Below are 18,429 nucleotides of genomic sequence, written 5' to 3' on the forward strand. Positions count from 1 at the left end.
CATGGAACCGCAGCAGGCCGGCGTGGCCGCTCTCGCCCGGGAGATCGAGGATTTCATGGCCGCGAGCGGCTGGGACCAGCCGCCCCAGCTGTTCGCGCTGGTGCCGACGGCGGCGCTGCTGGACGAGCAGCCGGAGCTGGCCGGGCAGCTGGACCGGACGAGCCCGCTGACGCCGGTGGCGCAGGAAGCGCTGCCCGAGGGCGACCTGGCCGAGGCGCTCGCCCGGATCGCGTGGCCCGATCTGGTGATCGGGTGCGCGCTGGCGCAGGAGATCATCGTGCTGCCGCCGGGCTCGGAGTCGGAGCTGCCGGACGTCGCGGAGGCCGACGCGGACAGCCTGCGCCGCGCGGCCGCCGACCACCCGCAGCGGACGGAGGCCCGGTTGGTGGCCGCGGTCCTGCGCGACGGCGAAGGCGCGTGCGTCATGCGGCTGCGCGGGATCGGCACGGCCGAAGGCACGGACGAGTCGGTCGACGAGATCGTCGAAAGTCCCGACCTCGCCCCGAACCTCGTCGAGGCCCTCAAGGCGACGCTCCTCCCCTAGCAGGCCGCGGTCGGCCGGCCCGCCTTCAGGTTGGCCAGCTGCGCGAGCGCGTCGTCCAGTGTGGACACCTTGATGAGGTTGAGCCCGGCCGGCGCGGTGGTCTTGGCCTCGGCGCAGTTGTGCTCGGGCACCAGGAAGTCGGTGGCGCCCGCCTCGCGCGCGCCGACGACCTTGAACGAGATCCCGCCGATGGGGTCGACTTCGCCGGTCTCGGTGATCTCGCCGGTGCCGGCGATGTGCCGCCCGCCCGCGAGGTCGCCGGGCTCCAGCCGGTCGATGATCGCGAGGGTGAACATCAGCCCGGCCGACGGGCCGCCGACGTCCTGCAGGGAGATGTTGACGTTGAAGGGCGCGTCGGCGCGGTCGACCGCGGTGAGGCCGATGAAGCCCTCCTTGCGGTCGGGGCGCGACGCGAGCGTGAGCGGCACGGTGCGCTCGGGCTGGCCGTCCGACTGGAAGGTGATCTGGACGGTCTGGCCGGGCAGCGTGCCGGCCAGCGCGGCCCGGACGTCCGCGGCCTCGACGATCTTCTTGCCGTTGACCGTGATCAGCTTGTCGCCCGGGGCGAGCACGTGGTCGGCCGGACTGCCGGAGACGATCTGCTTCGTCAGCACCTTGATCGGGTAGCCGAGCTTGCGCAGCGCGGCGACCTGGGCGTTCGTCTGCGAGTCCTGCAGCTGCTGGATGTTCTCCTGCTTGACCTGATCGTTCGTCTCGCCCGGCTTGAAGTACTCCTCGCGCGGCGCGAGCGCGTAGCGGCCGCTGGCCCAGAAGCCGAGACCCTGGAAGAGCGTCACGCCGTCGTGCAGGGAGACGGTCGTCATCCGCAGCTCGCCGGTGGTCTGGAAGGTCTGGTGACCGCTGACCTGGATGACCGGGTTGCCCGCGGCGTCACGACCCAGCGTGTCGTAGGTCGGGCCGGGACTGATCGCCACGAACGGCACCGGCACGACCAGGCCGAGCACCACGAAGACGAGGAACAGCGAGCCGCTGACCACGAGCGTCCAGCCGCGGCGGGTCATCCGCCGGGTCTCGCCGCCGGCCTCGGCGCCGGGGTCCGGGCTGCTCTTCGCGGGTGCGGTCTGCTCGGAGGACTTGGTCACGACCGACAGCGTACGGTGACCGCGTTCGCTTCTCGGTGAAGGCCACGCACATGACGCGCTCGGGCCTTCCTGACCCGCGTACGGTGGACACATGAGCAAACCCCCGTTCGGCTTCGGACCGTCCGATCCCGACAAACGAGGAGAGAACGACCCCTCGGAAGGCGGGCAGCCGTCCGGTGCCGAGGCCTTCAACCAGCTCGGGCAGATGCTGAGCCAGCTGGGCCAGATGCTCAGCCAGGCCGGCACTTCCAGCGGGCCGGTGAACTACGACCTCGCCAAGCAGATCGCCCTGCAGAACCTGGGCAGCTCCGGCAACACCGGCGAGAGCCGCCTCGGCTTCCGCGGCGGCGACGACGCGAACGCCGCGGTCCGCGACGCCGCGCACCTCGCCGAGCTCTGGCTCGACGCGGCGACGGTGTTCCCGGCCGGCGCGACGGCGACGGTCGCCTGGTCGCCGCGGACCTGGGTCGAGAAGACGCTGCCGACGTGGCAGCGCCTGTGCGACCCGGTGGCGCAGCAGATCTCGGGCGCGTGGATGCAGGCGCTGCCCGAGGAGGCCAAGGAAGCCGCCGGCCCGCTGCTGCAGATGATGGGCCAGATGGGCGGGATGGCCTTCGGGTCCCAGCTCGGCAACGCGCTGGCCCAGCTGGCGTCGGAGATGCTGACGGCGTCGGAGATCGGCCTGCCGCTCGCGCCCGCCGGGACGTCCGCGCTGCTGCCGGCGAACATCGAGAAGTTCGCCGATGGCCTGGAGCTGCCGAACAGCGAGATCCTGGTGTTCCTGGCCGCCCGCGAGGCGGCGCACCAGCGGCTGTTCACGCACGTGCCGTGGCTGCGCCAGCGCCTGCTGGCGACGGTCGAGGAGTTCGCGCACGGCATCACCGTGGACACGTCCGCGCTCGAGTCGCTGGCCGGCCGGATCGACCCGGCCAACCCGGCGAGCATCGAAGAGGCCATGTCGTCCGGGCTGCTGGAGCCCCAGACGACGGACGAGCAGAAGGCGGCGCTGAGGCGCCTGGAGACGCTGCTGGCCCTGGTCGAGGGCTGGGTGGACGTGGTGGTGGCCGAGGCGGTCGGCGACCGCCTCCCGGGAGCGGACGCGCTGCGCGAGACCCTCCGCCGCCGCCGCGCGACGGGCGGCCCGGCGGAGCAGACGTTCGCCACGCTGGTCGGCCTGGAGCTGCGCCCCCGCCGCATGCGGGACGCATCGAACCTGTGGAAGCTGGTCGGCGACCGCCACGGCGCGGACAAGCGCGACGGCCTGTGGTCCCACCCGGACCTGATGCCGACGGCCGAGGACCTGGACGAGCCGATCGACTTCGCCGACCGCGTCGGCGAGACGGGCCTGCTGGACGGCCTGGACCCGATCGCCGAACTGGAGCGCACGGAACAGTCGGAGCAGTCCGAGCGCGCGGAGCGCGAGGCGAAGAGCAAGGAAACCCCGCCGGACCCGGATGAGGGCGGCGAGAGCCGCAGCTGACCCCAGTCCAACGGGCCGGGCTTCTCCGCACCAGCGAGGAGCCCGGCCCGTTCGCATGGCCGTCCAGCTCCGCGGACCACTCGACTACGCCGCCGCCGCTCCCCTGCCGCTGCCGCCTCCCAGTCGCACTGGCACCCACCACGCGACCTGGCGCGGCAAGCACCCCGGCTCCCCGCCCACACACCGCCAGTCCGGCCCGCACCCGCGGGCCCGACCGCACTCCCGTCTCCGCCTCCTCCCGGCCCGAACCCCTCCGCGACCGGGGCGACCCGCAAACCGCAGGTCGCCCCGGCCGCATCACCCGCTCAGTCCTCGGTGTCGATCCCCCACCCGGCGGCGGCCGACAGTCCTTCCAGGAATCCCATCGCGCGTTCCGTCTTCGGGTACCGGCGCACCAACGCCCAGAACGCCGGGTCGTGCCCGGGCTCGCGCAGGTGCGCCAGCTCGTGCACCAGCACGTAATCGAGCACCCAGGGCGGTACCTTCCGCAGCCGGTCGCTGACCCGGATGGTCGCGTCGACCGGCGTGCAGGACGCCCACCGCGTGCGCATCGGCGGCACCCAGCGGACGCTCGCCGGCACCGCGGTGCCGCCCAGGTACTTGCCCGACAGCAGCGCGCACCGCGCCAGCAGGGCGTCGTCCGACGTCTTCGGGGACGCCGGCCGGCGTGGTTCCGAGCGCTGCAGCTTGCGCTCCATCTCGGCGACCCAGTGTTTTTCCTCCGCCCTGGTCATCCGCGCGGGGATGAGCACGACCAGCGTGTCGTCCTTCCAGTACGCGGTGACCGTCCGGTGCCGGCGCTGGCTGCGCCGCACTTCGACCTTGTGTCCAGGTGTGTCCGACGGGGGGTTCGTTTCCCCCGGGCCTCTCAGCGAGGGCATGCGTGCTTCGACCACCCGACAACGGTAAGGCCCGGCACCGACAACTCCGAGCGCATTGAGGTCACAGAGCCGAGTTGTCCACAGCCCTCTTTCCTTGTGGACAACTCGGCCGATCCGGCGCCTTCCCGGGCTCGATCGACGCCGCCGGATGCCATCCTGCGGACATGCTCCTCTCCACCGCGGACATGCCTCCGGTGCTCCTGCCGGCCCATCCCGCCCTGCTCCCGGGCATCACGGTGCTCGAACGCGGCCCGCGCGAGATCCAGATCGGGCTCGACCCGCGCCACGGCGTGATCGTCGAAGGCCTGCCACCCGGACTCGTCGCGCGGCTGCGGAAACTCGACGGCAGCAAGCCCGTCGAACGGATCCTGCTCGCCGAGAGCGAACACCGCGACCAGCTGCGGACGCTGCTGCGGCAGCTGACCGCGCTCGGCCTGGTCACCGACGCGGGGAGCCCGGAGGGCCCGGGTCTCCGCGGCGAAACCGGCCTCTGGTCCCTGCGCGCACGTCACCACCAGAGGGCCCTGAGCGACCGGCGGCGCGCCACCGCGGTCACGGTGCACGGCGACGGCCGGGTGGCGGTCGCGGTCGCCGTGCTGCTGGCCAACGCCGGGGTCGGGCACGTCGAGCTGCAGTTGCCCGGCACGGTCACCGAGCACGACCTCGGCACCGGCTTCACCGAAGCCGACCTGGGCCGGCCCCGGCGGCAGGCCCTCGGCGACCTGCTCCGCCGCGTCGACGCCGACGTGCGCGTCACTCGCCTGCACGACCGGTACCCCGAACTGGCCCTGCTCACCGACGCCGTCGTCCCGGCGCCGGAGGTCGTCGCCGAGCTGATGACGGACGGCGTCCCGCACCTGCTCGTCCGCGTCCGGGACGGCACGGCCATCGTCGGGCCGCTGGTCGTGCCGGGCCGCAGCTCGTGCCTGCGCTGCGCCGACCTGCACCGGACCGACCTCGACCCGTGCTGGCCGCGCGTCGCCGGCCAGCTGACGGGCCGGCACCAGCGGCCCGACCTCGGCGCCGTGCACGCCTGCGCGTCGCTGGCCGTCGCCCAGGCCATGCGGCTGCTCTCCCCCGCCGGGCCGGCACCGCCGACGTGGAACGCGACCCTGGAGATCGACGCCTTCGACGGCCGCATCCGCCACCGCGGCTGGCCCCCGCACCCGCGCTGCGGCTGTGGCGCTCCAGCGCCGCAACAGGAGACGTAGGCCACTAAGACGTCGTGAGCAGGCTGCGCGCCGCCGAGGTCGCAAGGCAGAATTGCGGAGGTGACCGACTTCCGCGACCCAGGCGATCGTGACACCGCGATGCCGCGCAAGGGTGCTGCCCGTACCGCCAAGCTCGCCAGTCTGCCGCTCGGGATCGCCGGGCGGGCGGTCGGCGGGTGGGGCAAGCGGCTGGCGGGGCAGAGCGCGGAGCAGGTCAACGCGACGCTCTCGGCGAAAGCCGCCGAGCAGCTGTTCGAGGTGCTCGGCACGCTCAAGGGCGGGGCGATGAAGTTCGGCCAGGCGCTGAGCGTGTTCGAGGCGGCAGTGCCGGACGACATGGCGAAGCCGTACCGCGAGGCGCTGACGAAGCTGCAGGCCGCGGCGCCGCCGATGGCGGCCCGCCAGACCCACCGCGTGCTCGCCGAGCAGTTGGGCCGCACCTGGAGCAGCCGGTTCGCCTCGTTCGACGACGAGCCGGCGGCGGCCGCGAGCATCGGCCAGGTGCACCGCGCGGTCTGGCACGACGGCCGCGAGGTCGCGGTCAAGGTCCAGTACCCGGGGGCCGACGAGGCGTTGCGCAGCGACCTGCGGCAGCTGCAGCGGTTCAGCCGGCTGTTCCAGGCGTTCGTGCCCGGCACCGAGGTCAAGCCGCTGCTGGCCGAACTCGCCGAGCGGATGAACGAGGAGCTCGACTACCAGGGCGAGGCGCAGCACCAGCGCGCCTTCGCGAAGGCGTTCGACGGCGATCCCGGCATCCTCGTGCCACGCGTGGTGGCCAGCGCGCCGAAGGTCGTGGTGACGGAGTGGGTGACCGGCACGCCGTTGTCGAAGGTCATCGCGGACGGCGACCGCGAGACCCGGAACCTGGCAGGCCGGCTGCTGACGGAGTTCCACTACTCGTCGCCGGAGCGCGTCCACCTGCTGCACTCGGACCCGCACCCGGGCAACTTCATGATCACCGAGGACGACCGGCTGTGCGTCATCGACTTCGGCGGCGTGGCCCGGCTACCCGACGGCATCCCGCGCCACCTGGGCGAAATGACGCGGCTGGCCCTCGACGGCGAGTCCGCCGAGCTGATGCGGCTGCTGCGGGAGAACCGGTTCATCCGCACCGACAGCGACCTGACCGCGGACGAGGTGCTCGCGTACCTGGCGCCGTTCACCGAGCCGCTGGCGAAGCCGGTGTTCCACTTCACGCGCAAGTGGATGCAGAAACAGGCGTGGCGCGTCGGCGACAGCCGCGGCAACGACTTCCGGGTCGGCCGGTCGCTCAACCTGCCGCCCGAGTACCTGATGATCCACCGGGTGACGGCCGGGTCGACGGGCATCCTCTGCCAGCTCGACGCGGAGATCCCGGCACGCGGCATCGTCGAGCGCTGGCAGCCCGGATTCGCCGCCTGAGTTGTCCACAGGCCGGGGCGCGAACGGGCGGATTCCGGCGAGTTGTCCACAGCTGCGCGGGACGGGGTTCCACCCGGTTGGCCGAGCCGCCATGCTCGGTGCATGACCGCTACTCAATGCACCGATCCACTGGCACTCAGTAACCCCGGCTCGTGCGAGGTGATGAACCTCGAACAGTTACGCAGGGCCGGAGTGTCCGACCGAAGAATCCGGCGGCTCTGCGGCCCCGGCGGGCCGTGGCGCCGCCTGCACCCCGGTGTCGTCCTGCTGCGCAACAGCGCTCCGACGCGGCAGCAGCTGCTGCACGCCGCGCTGGTGCGGTACGGGCCGAGGGTGGTGATCACGGGCGCCGACGCGCTGCGGGCCCACGGCGTGAAGTGCCCGGCGGACGGCGAGATCCGGCTGCTGGTGCCTGGGTACTGCCGGCTGGCTTCGTGCGACGGCGTCACCGCGGCCCGCACGGCCCGGATGCCGGCACCGGTGGTGGTCGACGGGCTGCCGTTCGCACCGCCGTCCCGGGCGGCGCTCGATCTGGCGAGGTCCGAGCCGGACCCGGCGCGCATCCGCCACCTGCTGACTCTCCCGCTCTACTGGGGCCTGTGCGACCGCCAGGAGCTGCTGACGGAGCTGGCCGAGGGCCCCCAACGCGGCACGGCGGCGGTCCGCAAGGTGCTCCACGAGCTGGAGGAGGGCCCGATCCAGGCCCACGGCCTGGCCGTGCAGGTCCTGGAGACGGCACGCCTCCCACCCCCGACCTGGGACGTGACGATCTGCGACCGCCGCGGCCGCCGCATCGGCGAGGCGGACGCGTGGTGGGACGAGATCGGCCTGGCCTGGCAATACCGCTGCGGCCCGGCAACGGGTGGCTTCTCCCACCTCGCCCTCGCAGCGACGGGCATAGTCCTGGTCCGCTGCACGGTCCGCCAGCTGCGCCAGGTCCCTCGCGAGGTGGCCCAAGAGCTGGCCCTGGCCTTCGGCGAGGCAGCCCGAACGCCACGCCCAAGGGTCCGAGCCGTCCCGATGACCCCGATAGGCGACGCAGCATGAGCGCCACTTGCCCCGAGCCGAGCCGCGCGCCGTTACCGGCATCCCGTGCTGCCGTGGGCGCCAAGCCATCCCGTTCACCAAGGCCGCGCGACCCAGTCCGAAGGACATACCTGTCCACGACACCCGCACATCCGTGGTGTGATCAGACCGGCTCAGCCACCAAGGCCGCGCGGAAGCTCGCCATCAGCGCCGTCGTGGGCCATCAGAAGTGCGGTCCGATCACCAGTACTCGTCGGGCAGCTTGCCCTCGATGTCGCGTACGTGCTGCCGCGCGCAGTCCGGGCACAGCCACCGCACCACGCCGCGCTCGCGGCTGGACACCCAAGCGAGTGCCGTGGACGGGTCCCCGTCGGCGCCGCGGGTACGCCCGCAACGCGTGCACACGACCGGCTCCGGGGCGCTCACCGCAACCGTCCACAGTGGATCGCCTTGGCGCCGAACAGGAACAGGTCGTCGCGGTGGCCGAGGAAGTCCGGGCCGTCCGGATCGGTCAACGCGGCGACCGCCTCGCGATCAGCCGCGTCGAGCCGCTCCCCGGCCGACTCGGCGAGCCAGCCGACGCGATGCACGACGTACTCGCGCAGCAAGTCCGAACCGGGCATGGGGTGATCGATGAGCGCACCGAAGGACTCGACGTCCGCCAGCCCGGCCTCGCGGAGGGCGCGTGGCCAGCCGTAGGGCATCGCGACGCTGCCCGGAAGCCCGGCCCGCATCCCGGCGAACCACTCGGCCCGCGCGGCGAGGAGCCGATGCTCCAGGCCGGGCCGTCCCACTCCGACGTCCCACGGGAGGCATCGCATTTCGAGCCCGCCCTCGCCGATGGCGAGCACCCCACCGGGCCGCACCAGTCCGGCAAGGGCACGCAGGGCTGCCTGCTGGTCACCGACGTGGTGCACGACGCCGGAGGCCCACACAAGATGGACACCGGGCACCCGCTCGGCCAAGCGCGGATCGGCGAGGTCGCCGTGCACACCGACGACCTCGACGTTCTCACCAGCGGCTTCGGCAACGGCCCGCCGCGCCTCGGCCAGCAGTGCGGGCGTGGCATCGAGCAGGACGACGGTGCCACCTTCGCCGCGGGAAAGCTCACGCGCGAAGAGCACGCTCATCCCGCCTGCCCCACACCCGACGTCGAGCAGGGTCGGCCGCCCGGGGAGCCGGGCGAGCAACCGCCGTGCGACGGGCGCGAGTGCTTCGGCATCGAGCGCGTCGGCCATGCGCAGCTGAGCGAGCCGGTCCGCCCAGTCGATGTCGTCGTGGGTGTGTGCGGACATCACCCCATTCAACACCGGGCAGGCCGACGAACCCGTCGGCCACGCCCGGAAGGCACTTCCGACCAGCACGAAAGCCCCCGCCGCCCGAAGGGGCGGCAGGGGCCTGCGCTCAGTTCTGGTCCAGCTCGTACCGCTCCGCCCGGCGAGCCGCCCATCGGGCTACTCGCGTCCAGCGGCGGACGGCACGCGCGCTACCTCGGGCCCGCTGGGCGCGGACCCCCTCTTCCAGATCCCGTATTCGGGCCCGGGACAGTTCTTCGTAAAGCAACATCTCGCTGATCTCCTCGATCTCGGTCTTCGTCAACTGCAGGTGCGGACGGCACATCCGCGCTTCGTGGTCCTTCGTGGTGACCGGTTCGACGCTCATGCGGCGGCGCTCCGGTGATCGCCGCCGGCCTTGGCCGCGGCGGGCTCGACGACAGCGTTCTTGCGCGGGCGGCCACGCGGCCGCTTGCGCGCGATCACGACGCCGCGCTCGAAGATCTCGCCGCCCCAGACGCCCCACGGCTCGCGACGAGCCAGTGCGCCCGCCAGGCAGGCCTCGCGCACCGGGCAGTCGGCGCACTGCGCCTTCGCGCGCTCGAGCTCGGCCGGGGACTCGGCGAACCACAGGTCCGCGTCGCCCGAGCGGCAGGGCAGAGCCGCGTCCGGCACGGCGATGGGGTCGAGCAGGTCGGCGAATATTGCCTCACCCGAGGTGTAGGCGATGGCCGAAGACATGGCAGTTCCTCCTTGTGTCGTACGGGTTTTCGGTTGGGAGATGGAGCTGGGCAATGCTGGTCCTCTTGGGTTGTGCAGCCAAAAACACGAAGGCCGCGGATCCGGGTTTTCCGGTTCCGCGGCCTTCGTGAGCCTCTAGTCCTGACTAGGTCAGGAACTTCGCTCCCGTATCGACGACGGAACACGGAACTGCTTGATGGTCGGCAGATCGGCCTGCGGGTACGCGGCGAGAACGCCCTGCGTCCCGAAGACGACGTCACCGGTGGCCCAACGCCGCTCGACGCGACGCATGCCACGGATCTCGTGCGCGCTCACGGACACACCGGTGCCCGGGCGCTGAGCAGCCGCAACTTCCGCGGCGCAGGACAGACGGGTGCCCGGGTTCGTGAGCGACATGGTGTTGATCATTTCACCGGCACCTCCTTCTGTACTCTGCACATGCGGCCGCCGAACGGCGCTGCGTCACGTGGATCCCCAGCCGAGCCCTTCGGGCTCGGTACTGGCAGGTTATTGCCCCCCACCACACCGGGGCAACTCAATTAACGGGAAAATCCTCGAAGATACGAAGATCGCCTCTGAGCAGCGGGTTCGCCGCGTCGATCATGGCTCGGACGCGGTCAACACCGCATCGCCGCGCCACTGCCGCACGGATGACGCGGCCGGCCCGTCACGACTCGGCCGACGCCCGGACCACGCCGAGGATCTCCGCGCCGAACCGCTCGAGCTTCGTCGCCCCGATCCCCGAGATCGACACCAGCGCCGCCTCGTCCAGCGGGCGCTGCTCGGCGATGGCCATCAGCGTCGCGTCGGTGAACACGACGAACGCCGGCACCTTCAGCTCCCTGGCCCGGTCGCCGCGCCAGGACTTCAGGCGCTCCAGCAGGCCCTCATCCACTGTGGACGGGCACTTCCCGCAGCGGCCCAGCTTGACCTCGAGGGTCTCCAGCAGCGGGCCGCCGCAGACGCGGCAGCGCGTCTTGACCGGCGTCGACGGCTTCTGCTGCGACCGAGCGGCCCTGGCCGCCGGGTGGTCCTCCGGGATCAGGCCGTACAGGAACCGGCTGCGCCGCCGGTTGCGCCGCCCGCCCGGCGTGCGGGCCAGCGCCCACGAGAGCCACAGGTGCTCGCGGGCCCGCGTCACGCCGACGTAGAACAGCCGCCGCTCCTCCTCGATGGCCGCTTCGTCGTCGCCCGCGTGGAGGATCGGCATCGTCCCCTCGGCGAGGCCGACGAGGAACACCGCGTCCCACTCCAGGCCCTTCGCCGCGTGCAGCGACGCCAGCGTCACGCCCTCGACCGTCGGCGGGTGCTGGGCCGCGGCGCGCTGGTCGAGCTCGGCGTTGAAGCGCGGCAGGTCCGCGTCCTCGACCGTCGAGGCCAGCTCTTCGGCCAGTTCGACGATCGCCAGCAGCGCGTCCCACCGCTCCTTCGCGGCGCCGCCCGCCGGCGGCGACTCGGTCAGCCCGACGCGGGCGAGCACCGATCGCACCGTCGTGACCAGGTCGGAGCTGACGTCACCGCTCGCGGCGCGCAGCGCCGACATCGCCTGCCGGACCTCCGTCCGGTTGAAGAACCGCTCGCCGCCGCGGACCAGGTACGGGATGCCAGCCTCGGCCAGCGCCGACTCGTACGCCTCCGACTGCGCGTTCACCCGGTACAGCACGGCGATCTCGCTCGCCGCGACGCCGCCGTCCAGCAGCTCGCGCACCCGCCGGGCGACGGCCTCGGCCTCGACCGCCTCGTCGTCGAACTCGGCGAAGCGCGGCTCCGGGCCCGACGGCCGCTGGCCGATCAGCTTCAGCCGCGAACCCGCCGGCCGTCCCCGCGCGGCGCCGATGACCCGGTTCGCCAGCGAGACCACCTCGGGCGTCGACCGGTAGTCGCGCTCGAGCCGGACGACGGTCGCCTCCGGGTAGCGCCGCGTGAACTCCAGCAGCGACCGCGGCGACGCGCCGCCGAAGGAGTAGATGGTCTGGTTGGCGTCGCCGACGACGGTCAGGTCGTCGCGGCCGCCGAGCCACGCGTCGAGCAGGCGCTGCTGCAGCGGCGTGACGTCCTGGTACTCGTCGACGACGAAGCACCGGTAGCGGTCGCGGAACTCCTCGGCGACGACGCCGTGCTCCTCCAGGACCGCGGTCGTGTGCAGCAGGAGGTCGTCGAAGTCGAGCACCTGCGCGGCGTTCTTCAGTTCTTCGTAGGTGCGGTACACCTGCGCGATCTGCGCCGCCGGCGCCGGGATGTCCCGCTGGGCGCGCGCCGTGACGGCCGGGTAGTCGTCCGGGCTGACCAGCGACGCCTTCGCCCACTCGATCTCGCTCGCCAGGTCGCGCAGGACCTCGACCTCGGTGCCGAGCTTGGCCCGGTTCGCGGCCTGGCCGACGAAGCGCAGCTTGTTGTCCAGCAGGTCCCACGGCCGGTCGCCGACCACGCGCGGCCAGAAGTAGCGCAGCTGGCGGCGGGCGGCGGCGTGGAACGTCAGCGCCTGCGCGGCTTCGACGCCGAGGCCGCGCAGCCGCGTCCGCATCTCCCCGGCAGCACGCGTCGTGAACGTGACGGCGAGGACCTGACCAGCGGAAACGTGCCCGGAGCGGATGAGGTGGGCGATCCGGTGGGTGATCGTGCGGGTCTTGCCCGTGCCGGCTCCGGCGAGCACGCAGACCGGCCCCCGCGGGGCGCTGGCGGCGGCGCGCTGCTCGGGGTCGAGACCATCGAGCAGGCGGTTCAGGCTCTGGGGGGAAAGTACGCCGGTCACGTCCGGCATCCTCGCAGAGGGGGACGGGGAATCGGGGCAGGGGCACGCGGCCGTATCCTGGACAGATGGCGGGACAGCAGGACAAGGAAGCGGCCAAGCAGGCCAAGAAGGAGAAGCGCGCGGCGAGCAAGGCACGCCGTGGCCAGCTCTTCGAGGCCTTCAAGATGCAGCGCAAGGAAGACCCGTGGCTCATCCCGTGGATGGCCGGGTCGATCGTCGTCGTCGCGGGCGTCTTGTTCGGGATCGGGTTCTTCTTCAACGCGCAGTGGGCGCTGCTGCCGCTGGGGCTGGTCCTCGGCGCCCTGCTCGCCATGATCATCTTCGGCCGTCGCGTCCAGAAGACGGTCTACTCGAAGGCCGACGGTCAGCCCGGCGCCGCGGCGTGGGCGCTGGAGAACCTGCGCGGCAAGTGGAAGGTGACGCCGACCGTCGCCGCGACGACGCAGCTCGACGCCGTGCACCGCGTGCTGGGCGGCCCGGGCGTGGTGCTCGTCGCCGAGGGCGCGCAGCACCGCGTCAAGACGCTGCTCGCCCAGGAGAAGAAGCGCGTCTCCCGGCTGGTCGGTGACACCCCGATCTACGACGTGACGATCGGCCACGAAGAGGGCCAGATCCCGCTGAAGAAGCTCCAGGGCTTCCTGATGAAGCTGCCGCGCAACCTCAAGCCGGCCCAGGTCGACGCGCTGGAGGCGAAGCTGGCCGCGCTCGGCAACCGCGGCGCGGCGATGCCGAAGGGCCCGATGCCGGCCGGCGCGAAGATGCGCAACGTCCAGCGCACGATCCGCCGTCGCTGAGCCCCGAGACGACGAAGGCCCCGTCCGGCTCGGCCGGGGCCTTTCTCGTTCAGCGCATCCGGATGACGACGGTGCCGGTCAGCCGGTCCAGCCAGCTGCGGCCGTCGGCGTTGCGGACCGCCGCCGGGATGATCACGAACGTCAGCACCGCGCGGACCAGGGCGCGTGGCGGGCCGACCAGCGCGGCGCCGTCGAGCCGGGCGACGCGGATGCCGGCGACGCCCATCCCGGGGGTGAACCCGAAGAAGCCTGCGGACACGACCGAGATGATCGCCCAGACCCCGCCGGACCAGAGGTTGAAGTTCTGCATCGCCACCGGGTCCTGCAGGTTCGGGTGCAGGAAGATGGCCGTGACCAGGGCCGCGACGACGAGGTCGACGACCAGCCCGAGCAGCCGTGCACCCCCGGTCGCCGCCGAGCCCACGCCCGATTCGGGCAAACCGAACTTCTCACCCGGCCAGCGCGACTCGTGCTGATCAACGTCCTGCCGGCCCTCGCCGGTGCCGGGCAGCCATTCACCGGTCCATCTCGCCACCCATCCAGGGTATGCCGGTGGCGCGGACCACATCCGCCCTGGTCGGATAGCCGGTATCCACCCACCCGTTAACACCCGCGAAACATACGGGTGACGGTCGGGCAACACCGCCCTCTTAGCGTGAGCCGAAGAGAGCACTGCCGTACGAGCTCGAACGAGAAGGAGTCACCGAGGGTGCCCACTACTCCAGACGACATCCAGCGCCTCATCGCCGACGAGGACGTCGAGGTAGTCGACGTCCAGTTCTGCGACCTGCCCGGCGTGATGCAGCACTTCACGGTCCCCGCGAAGGCCTTCACCGAAGAGGCTTTCGAAGAGGGTCTCGCGTTCGACGGCAGCTCGGTGCGCGGCTTCCAGTCCATCCACGAGTCCGACATGCTGCTCCTCCCGGACGCGGCGACCGCGCGGATCGACCCGTTCCGCAAGGCGAAGACTCTTGCCCTCAACTTCTTCGTGCACGACCCGTTCACCCGTGAGGCGTACAGCCGCGACCCGCGCAACATCGCGCGCAAGGCCGAGCAGTACATCTCCGAGTACGGCGTCGCCGACAACGTGTACTTCGGCCCCGAAGCCGAGTTCTACATCTTCGACTCGGTCCGCTTCGACTCCGCCGAGCACGCCTCGTTCCACGAGATCGACTCGATCGAGGGCTGGTGGAACACCGGCGCCGACGAGGTCGGCGGCAACCAGGGCTACAAGACGAAGTTCAAGGGCGGCTACTTTCCCGTCCCGCCGGTCGACCACTTCGCCGACCTGCGCGACGACATCGTCCGCAACCTGACGAACTCCGGTTTCGAGATCGAGCGCGCGCACCACGAGGTGGGCACCGCCGGCCAGACCGAGATCAACTACAAGTTCAACACGCTGCTGCACGCCGCCGACGACCTGCAGCTGTTCAAGTACATCGTGAAGAACACGGTGTTCGCGGCGGGCAAGACGGCGACGTTCATGCCGAAGCCGCTCGCCGGCGACAACGGCTCGGGGATGCACTGCCACCAGTCGCTGTGGAAGGACGGCCAGCCGCTGTTCCACGACGAGTCGGGCTACGCCGGCCTGTCGGACACCGCGCGCCACTACATCGGCGGCCTGCTCAAGCACGCGCCGAGCCTGCTGGCCTTCACGAACCCGACGGTGAACTCCTACCACCGCCTGGTCCCGGGCTTCGAGGCGCCGGTTTCGCTGGTCTACTCGCAGCGCAACCGCTCGGCCTGCGTCCGCATCCCGATCACGGGCAACAACCCGAAGGCCAAGCGCGCCGAGTTCCGCTGCCCGGACTCGTCGGGCAACCCGTACCTGGCCTTCTCGGCGATGATGATGGCCGGCCTCGACGGCATCAAGAACAAGATCGAGCCGCCGGAGCCCATCGACAAGGACCTCTACGAGCTCCCGCCCGAGGAGGCCAAGGACGTCAAGCTCGTCCCGGGCGACCTGGGCACGGTGCTGGACACGCTGGAAGCGGACCACGAGTACCTGCTCGAGGGCGGCGTCTTCACGCCGGACGTGATCGAGACGTGGATCTCGTACAAGCGCGAGAACGAGATCGACCCGCTGCGCCTGCGCCCGCACCCGTACGAGTTCGCCCTTTACTACGACGTGTGATCGGGCATTGAGCCCACCCTGACCCGGGACGGCGGCCGTGGGGAACACCCCGGCCGCCGTCCCGATCACTTTGTGCCCACCTTGCCGCTGCGGCGCTCGACCATGACCACGTCACGCCAGCGGCCGTGATGGCGGCCGATGCGGGTGCGGATGCGGACGTCGCGGAAGCCCGCCGATCGACAGGACTTCGTCCGCGTGCACGGGCAGCATCGGCACGACGGCGGGCGCGACCGCGCGGATGATCGCCGGATGCAGCTTCTCGTTGGTCTTGTGCGTGAGCCGGACTTCGACGTCGACGAAGCCCGCGTCGCGCAGGAGGCTCCGGTAGTCGTCCGCCGTGAGTGCGCCGCCGAGGCACTCCGCCGCCCGGGTTTTCCGCTCCGCTTCCGTCAGGCTGTCGTCCGCCAGGATGTCGGTGACGCCGAGGCGGCCGCCGGGACGCAGGACGCGGGCGATCTCCGCGAACACCGCCTGCTTGTCGGCCGACAGGACGATCACGCAGTTGGAGATGACGACGTCGACCGACGCGTCCGGCAGGGGAATCCGCTCGATCGTGCCCTTGACGAACTCCGCGTTGGTCACGCCGGCCTGTTCCGCGTGGCGCCGGGCGAGGGTCAGCATTTCGTCGGTCATGTCGAGGCCGATCGCTCGCCCGGCCGAGCCGACGCGGCGGGCCGACAGCAGGACGTCGAGACCGCCGCCCGAGCCCAGGTCGAGCACGGTTTCGCCGGGCCGCAGGTCGGCGACGGCGAGCGGGTTGCCGCAGCCGAGACTCGTCGCGACGACCTCCGCCGGGACCGCCTCCCCCGCGTAGTGAACGGAAGCCGGGCTTTCGGTGGCCCGGCCGTCGAGGGCCCGCCGGGCCGCGGTGGCGTAGCGGGCGCGGACGGCGTCGCGGTCGGGGTTCATCGGACGGCCTCGCAGGAGACGTCCGCGAACTGCCGGACACCGCGGCCCATGACGACGTCGGCGGCGGTCGGGAAGCACGACACGCAGCGCTCGTTGACCCGGTAGAGCCGCGCGGTCCCGCGCGGTTCGACGAGCACGAACCTGGCTTCGGTGAGGACCTTGAGGTGCGCCGACACCGTCGACTGGCTGACGCTGACCCGCTCGACGACCTCCCCGACCGGCATCGGACGGCCGGTGGCGGCCAGCAGGTTCAGGATCTGCACGCGGGTCGGGTCGGCGAGCGCCCGGAACCAGCCGGCGTAGGTCTCGGCGGTGGCACGGTCCAGCATGACAACCCCTTTCATCGTCCATCGACGATAGACGATGAAGGGGGGTCAGACCAGCTCGGCGAGCAGTTCCCGGACGCGGCGGTCGATCTCGTCGCGGATCGGGCGGACCCGTTCGAGCGGCAGGCCGGCCGGGTCGTCGAGCTGCCAGTCGAGGTAACGCTTGCCCGGGAAGACCGGGCAGGCGTCGCCGCACCCCATGGTGATCACGACGTCGGCGGCCTCGACCGCGTCGGTCGTCAGGCGCTTGGGGAACTCTCGGGAGACGTCGATGCCGAGCTCGGCCATCACCGCGACGACCGCCGGGTTGACTTCGCTCGCCGGAGTCGAGCCGGCCGAACGGACGGTGACGCGCCCCTCGCCGTGGTGGTGCAGCAGCGCGGCGGCCATCTGCGAGCGTCCGGCGTTGTGGACGCAGACGAACAGGACTTCCGGGGTGCTCACGGGTGGACCTCCAGCGGGGAACGGCGGCGCAGCGCCAGGGACACGTAGACCAGCGCGACCAGCACCGGGACCTCGATCAGCGGGCCGACGACCCCGGCCAGCGCCTGCCCGCTGGTCGCGCCGAACGTCGCGATCGCCACGGCGATGGCGAGCTCGAAGTTGTTGCCCGCGGCGGTGAACGCCAACGTCGTGGTGCGCTCGTAGGACAGGCCGACCGCCTTGCCGAAGGCGTACGACCCGGCCCACATCAGTCCGAAGTAGACCAGCAGCGGCACGGCGATGCGGACGACGTCCAACGGCCGAGCGGTGATCTGGTCGCCCTGCAAGGCGAAGAGGATCACGATCGTGAACAGCAGCCCGTAGAGCGCGACCGGGCCGATCTTCGGCAGGAACCGCGTCTCGTACCAGTCGCGGCCCTTGGCGCGTTCGCCGAGACGGCGCGTGAGGTAGCCGGCGACCAGGGGGATGCCGAGGAAGATCAGCACGCTCTTGGCGATCTGCCACCCGGACACCGCGAGGCCGGCTTGCGGGAGGCCGAGCCAGCCGGGCAGGACCGAGAGGTAGAACCATCCCAGGAGCCCGAACGCGACGACCTGGAACACCGAGTTCAGCGCCACCAGCACCGCGGCGGCTTCCCGGTCGCCGCACGCGAGGTCGTTCCAGATGACGACCATGGCGATGCAGCGGGCGAGCCCGACGATGATCAGCCCGGTCCGGTACTCCGGCAGGTCGGGCAGCAGCAGCCAGGCCAGTGCGAACATCAGCGCCGGGCCGATCAGCCAGTTCAGCACCAGCGACGGCCACAGCAGCCGCCGGTCGCGGGTGACCGTGCCGAGCCGGTCGTAGCGGACCTTCGCCAGCACCGGGTACATCATCACCAGCAGCCCGAGCGCGATGGGCAACGAGATCCCGTCGACCGCGACCGCGGACAACGCGGTGTTCAGGCCCGGGATCCCGCGTCCGGCGAGCAGCCCGGCCACCATCGCGGCCGCGATCCAGACCGGCAACAGCCGGTCCACCACGGACAGCTTCGTCATGCCTGGACGATCGCGTCGCCGGGGACGAGCACGGCCGAGAGCCGGGCCAGCACCTCGGGGTGGACGCGGTAGTACACCCACGTCCCGCGACGCTCGCCGGTGATCAGGCCGGATTCGCGCAGCACCTTCAGGTGGTGGGAGATGGTCGGGCCGGTCAGGTCGAACGCGTCGGTCAGGTCGCACACGCACGCTTCGCCGCCCGCGTGGGACGCGATCAGCGACAGCAGCCGCAACCGGACCGGGTCGGCCATCGCCTTGAACAGCTTCGCCAGCTCGATCGCCTGGTCCTCGCTCAGCGGGTCGCGGGCCAACGGCGAGCAGCAGGCGTCCAGCGCGACGATCGGGAGCTGTTTCGACATGCCTCTATCTTGA

At 71.7% G+C, this 18,429-nt stretch carries 21 protein-coding genes; 7 read left to right on the forward strand and 14 right to left on the reverse strand.

The annotated features are described in order from the left end of the window. Position 1 precedes the first annotated feature (1 nt). A complete protein-coding gene (locus tag OG738_RS05015) occupies positions 2–544 on the forward strand; it encodes a PPA1309 family protein (protein ID WP_329051601.1) in 543 nt (180 codons plus the stop codon). On the opposite strand, the gene OG738_RS05020 is transcribed toward OG738_RS05015, so the two are convergent. Continuing rightward, positions 541–1,647, reverse strand: coding sequence for a YlbL family protein (locus tag OG738_RS05020; RefSeq protein ID WP_329051602.1), 1,107 nt, complete (start codon positions 1,645–1,647; stop codon positions 541–543). The two genes, OG738_RS05015 and OG738_RS05020, sit on opposite strands and share 4 nt — an antisense overlap. A gap of 91 nt (positions 1,648–1,738) precedes the next feature. Here OG738_RS05020 and OG738_RS05025 point away from each other — a divergent pair, with 91 nt between their 5' ends. Further along, on the forward strand, positions 1,739–3,127 hold the full coding sequence (locus OG738_RS05025) for a zinc-dependent metalloprotease (RefSeq protein ID WP_329051604.1): 1,389 nt from the start codon (positions 1,739–1,741) through the stop codon (positions 3,125–3,127). Between the two features lie 305 nt (positions 3,128–3,432). Here OG738_RS05025 and OG738_RS05030 read toward each other — a convergent pair whose 3' ends face one another. Next, entirely contained in the window at positions 3,433–3,942 is a 510-nt protein-coding gene (locus tag OG738_RS05030; protein ID WP_329051606.1) for a M48 metallopeptidase family protein, read from the reverse strand. Positions 3,943–4,172: 230 nt separating this feature from the next. On the opposite strand from OG738_RS05030, the gene OG738_RS05035 reads away from it, so the two are divergent. The 3 genes from OG738_RS05035 to OG738_RS05045 all read left to right on the forward strand — a co-directional run bounded on the left by OG738_RS05035 (position 4,173) and on the right by OG738_RS05045 (position 7,667). Further along, positions 4,173–5,219 (forward strand): hypothetical protein, encoded by a 1,047-nt coding sequence (locus OG738_RS05035; RefSeq protein ID WP_329051607.1) that lies wholly within the window; start codon positions 4,173–4,175, stop codon positions 5,217–5,219. 60 nt (positions 5,220–5,279) lie between these two features. Beyond that, positions 5,280–6,620, forward strand: a complete 1,341-nt coding sequence (locus tag OG738_RS05040) for an ABC1 kinase family protein (RefSeq protein WP_329051609.1) — start codon at positions 5,280–5,282, stop codon at positions 6,618–6,620. Positions 6,621–6,782: 162 nt separating this feature from the next. Beyond that, the gene (locus tag OG738_RS05045; RefSeq protein WP_329051611.1) at positions 6,783–7,667 is read left to right on the forward strand and encodes a hypothetical protein; all 885 of its coding nucleotides are present in this window, start codon (positions 6,783–6,785) and stop codon (positions 7,665–7,667) included. Positions 7,668–7,886: 219 nt separating this feature from the next. Here the strand turns inward: OG738_RS05045 and OG738_RS05050 are convergent, their stop codons facing one another. The 6 genes from OG738_RS05050 to OG738_RS05075 form a co-directional block, all read right to left on the reverse strand. Next, a complete protein-coding gene (locus OG738_RS05050; protein WP_329051613.1) occupies positions 7,887–8,072 on the reverse strand; it encodes a hypothetical protein in 186 nt (61 codons plus the stop codon). Beyond that, positions 8,069–8,941: a class I SAM-dependent methyltransferase gene (locus tag OG738_RS05055; RefSeq protein WP_329051615.1), complete on the reverse strand. Its 873-nt coding sequence runs from the start codon at positions 8,939–8,941 to the stop codon at positions 8,069–8,071. The genes OG738_RS05050 and OG738_RS05055 overlap by 4 nt, the downstream gene beginning before the upstream one ends. A gap of 109 nt (positions 8,942–9,050) precedes the next feature. After that, a complete protein-coding gene (locus OG738_RS05060; RefSeq protein WP_329051616.1) occupies positions 9,051–9,308 on the reverse strand; it encodes a hypothetical protein in 258 nt (85 codons plus the stop codon). Beyond that, the gene (locus OG738_RS05065; RefSeq protein WP_329051617.1) at positions 9,305–9,661 is read right to left on the reverse strand and encodes a WhiB family transcriptional regulator; all 357 of its coding nucleotides are present in this window, start codon (positions 9,659–9,661) and stop codon (positions 9,305–9,307) included. Before OG738_RS05065 ends, OG738_RS05060 begins: the two co-directional genes overlap by 4 nt. A gap of 150 nt (positions 9,662–9,811) precedes the next feature. Continuing rightward, positions 9,812–10,069, reverse strand: coding sequence for a hypothetical protein (locus tag OG738_RS05070; protein WP_329051619.1), 258 nt, complete (start codon positions 10,067–10,069; stop codon positions 9,812–9,814). 259 nt (positions 10,070–10,328) lie between these two features. Further along, a complete protein-coding gene (locus tag OG738_RS05075; protein WP_329051620.1) occupies positions 10,329–12,413 on the reverse strand; it encodes an ATP-dependent DNA helicase UvrD2 in 2,085 nt (694 codons plus the stop codon). Between the two features lie 65 nt (positions 12,414–12,478). Between OG738_RS05075 and OG738_RS05080 the strand changes: the two genes are divergently transcribed. After that, the gene (locus tag OG738_RS05080) at positions 12,479–13,207 is read left to right on the forward strand and encodes a DUF4191 domain-containing protein (RefSeq protein ID WP_329051622.1); all 729 of its coding nucleotides are present in this window, start codon (positions 12,479–12,481) and stop codon (positions 13,205–13,207) included. 49 nt (positions 13,208–13,256) lie between these two features. On the opposite strand, the gene OG738_RS05085 is transcribed toward OG738_RS05080, so the two are convergent. Beyond that, a complete protein-coding gene (locus OG738_RS05085) occupies positions 13,257–13,646 on the reverse strand; it encodes an RDD family protein (protein ID WP_329056560.1) in 390 nt (129 codons plus the stop codon). Positions 13,647–13,916: 270 nt separating this feature from the next. Between OG738_RS05085 and glnA the strand changes: the two genes are divergently transcribed. Then, complete coding sequence (gene glnA, locus OG738_RS05090) at positions 13,917–15,341, forward strand: type I glutamate--ammonia ligase (protein WP_329051623.1); 1,425 nt, start codon at positions 13,917–13,919, stop codon at positions 15,339–15,341. Between the two features lie 111 nt (positions 15,342–15,452). Here glnA and OG738_RS05095 read toward each other — a convergent pair whose 3' ends face one another. From OG738_RS05095 to OG738_RS05115, 5 genes are read right to left on the reverse strand one after another with little or no spacing between them, the layout of a single operon-like run. Further along, positions 15,453–16,250 carry a methyltransferase domain-containing protein gene (locus tag OG738_RS05095; RefSeq protein WP_329051624.1) on the reverse strand — a complete coding sequence of 266 codons (798 nt, stop codon included), beginning with the start codon at positions 16,248–16,250 and terminating at the stop codon, positions 15,453–15,455. Then, positions 16,247–16,579 (reverse strand): ArsR/SmtB family transcription factor, encoded by a 333-nt coding sequence (locus tag OG738_RS05100; RefSeq protein WP_329051625.1) that lies wholly within the window; start codon positions 16,577–16,579, stop codon positions 16,247–16,249. Before OG738_RS05100 ends, OG738_RS05095 begins: the two co-directional genes overlap by 4 nt. A 45-nt stretch (positions 16,580–16,624) precedes the next feature. Further along, positions 16,625–17,020, reverse strand: a complete 396-nt coding sequence (locus tag OG738_RS05105; RefSeq protein WP_329051627.1) for an arsenate reductase ArsC — start codon at positions 17,018–17,020, stop codon at positions 16,625–16,627. Next, on the reverse strand, positions 17,017–18,057 hold the full coding sequence (gene arsB, locus OG738_RS05110) for an ACR3 family arsenite efflux transporter (protein WP_329051628.1): 1,041 nt from the start codon (positions 18,055–18,057) through the stop codon (positions 17,017–17,019). The genes OG738_RS05105 and arsB overlap by 4 nt, the downstream gene beginning before the upstream one ends. Further along, positions 18,054–18,416 (reverse strand): metalloregulator ArsR/SmtB family transcription factor, encoded by a 363-nt coding sequence (locus tag OG738_RS05115; RefSeq protein WP_329051630.1) that lies wholly within the window; start codon positions 18,414–18,416, stop codon positions 18,054–18,056. The genes arsB and OG738_RS05115 overlap by 4 nt, the downstream gene beginning before the upstream one ends. Positions 18,417–18,429: the final 13 nt, after the last annotated feature.

The organism is Amycolatopsis sp. NBC_01488, assembly GCF_036227105.1.
GTDB lineage: Bacteria > Actinomycetota > Actinomycetes > Mycobacteriales > Pseudonocardiaceae > Amycolatopsis.

Bases quoted from the DNA above. Each gene is read 5' to 3' on its own strand.
- OG738_RS05100 (WP_329051625.1), bottom strand. From the start codon at position 16,579: ATGCTGGACCGTGCCACCGCCGAGACCTACGCCGGCTGGTTCCGGGCG.
- OG738_RS05065 (WP_329051617.1), bottom strand. From the start codon at position 9,661: ATGTCTTCGGCCATCGCCTACACCTCGGGTGAGGCAATATTCGCCGAC.
- OG738_RS05070 (WP_329051619.1), bottom strand. From the start codon at position 10,069: ATGATCAACACCATGTCGCTCACGAACCCGGGCACCCGTCTGTCCTGC.
- OG738_RS05045 (WP_329051611.1), top strand. From the start codon at position 6,783: ATGAACCTCGAACAGTTACGCAGGGCCGGAGTGTCCGACCGAAGAATC.
- OG738_RS05035 (WP_329051607.1), top strand. From the start codon at position 4,173: ATGCTCCTCTCCACCGCGGACATGCCTCCGGTGCTCCTGCCGGCCCAT.
- OG738_RS05025 (WP_329051604.1), top strand. From the start codon at position 1,739: ATGAGCAAACCCCCGTTCGGCTTCGGACCGTCCGATCCCGACAAACGA.
- OG738_RS05060 (WP_329051616.1), bottom strand. From the start codon at position 9,308: ATGAGCGTCGAACCGGTCACCACGAAGGACCACGAAGCGCGGATGTGC.
- arsB (WP_329051628.1), bottom strand. From the start codon at position 18,057: ATGACGAAGCTGTCCGTGGTGGACCGGCTGTTGCCGGTCTGGATCGCG.
- OG738_RS05115 (WP_329051630.1), bottom strand. From the start codon at position 18,416: ATGTCGAAACAGCTCCCGATCGTCGCGCTGGACGCCTGCTGCTCGCCG.
- OG738_RS05015 (WP_329051601.1), top strand. From the start codon at position 2: ATGGAACCGCAGCAGGCCGGCGTGGCCGCTCTCGCCCGGGAGATCGAG.
- OG738_RS05055 (WP_329051615.1), bottom strand. From the start codon at position 8,941: ATGTCCGCACACACCCACGACGACATCGACTGGGCGGACCGGCTCGCT.
- OG738_RS05095 (WP_329051624.1), bottom strand. From the start codon at position 16,250: ATGAACCCCGACCGCGACGCCGTCCGCGCCCGCTACGCCACCGCGGCC.
- OG738_RS05080 (WP_329051622.1), top strand. From the start codon at position 12,479: ATGGCGGGACAGCAGGACAAGGAAGCGGCCAAGCAGGCCAAGAAGGAG.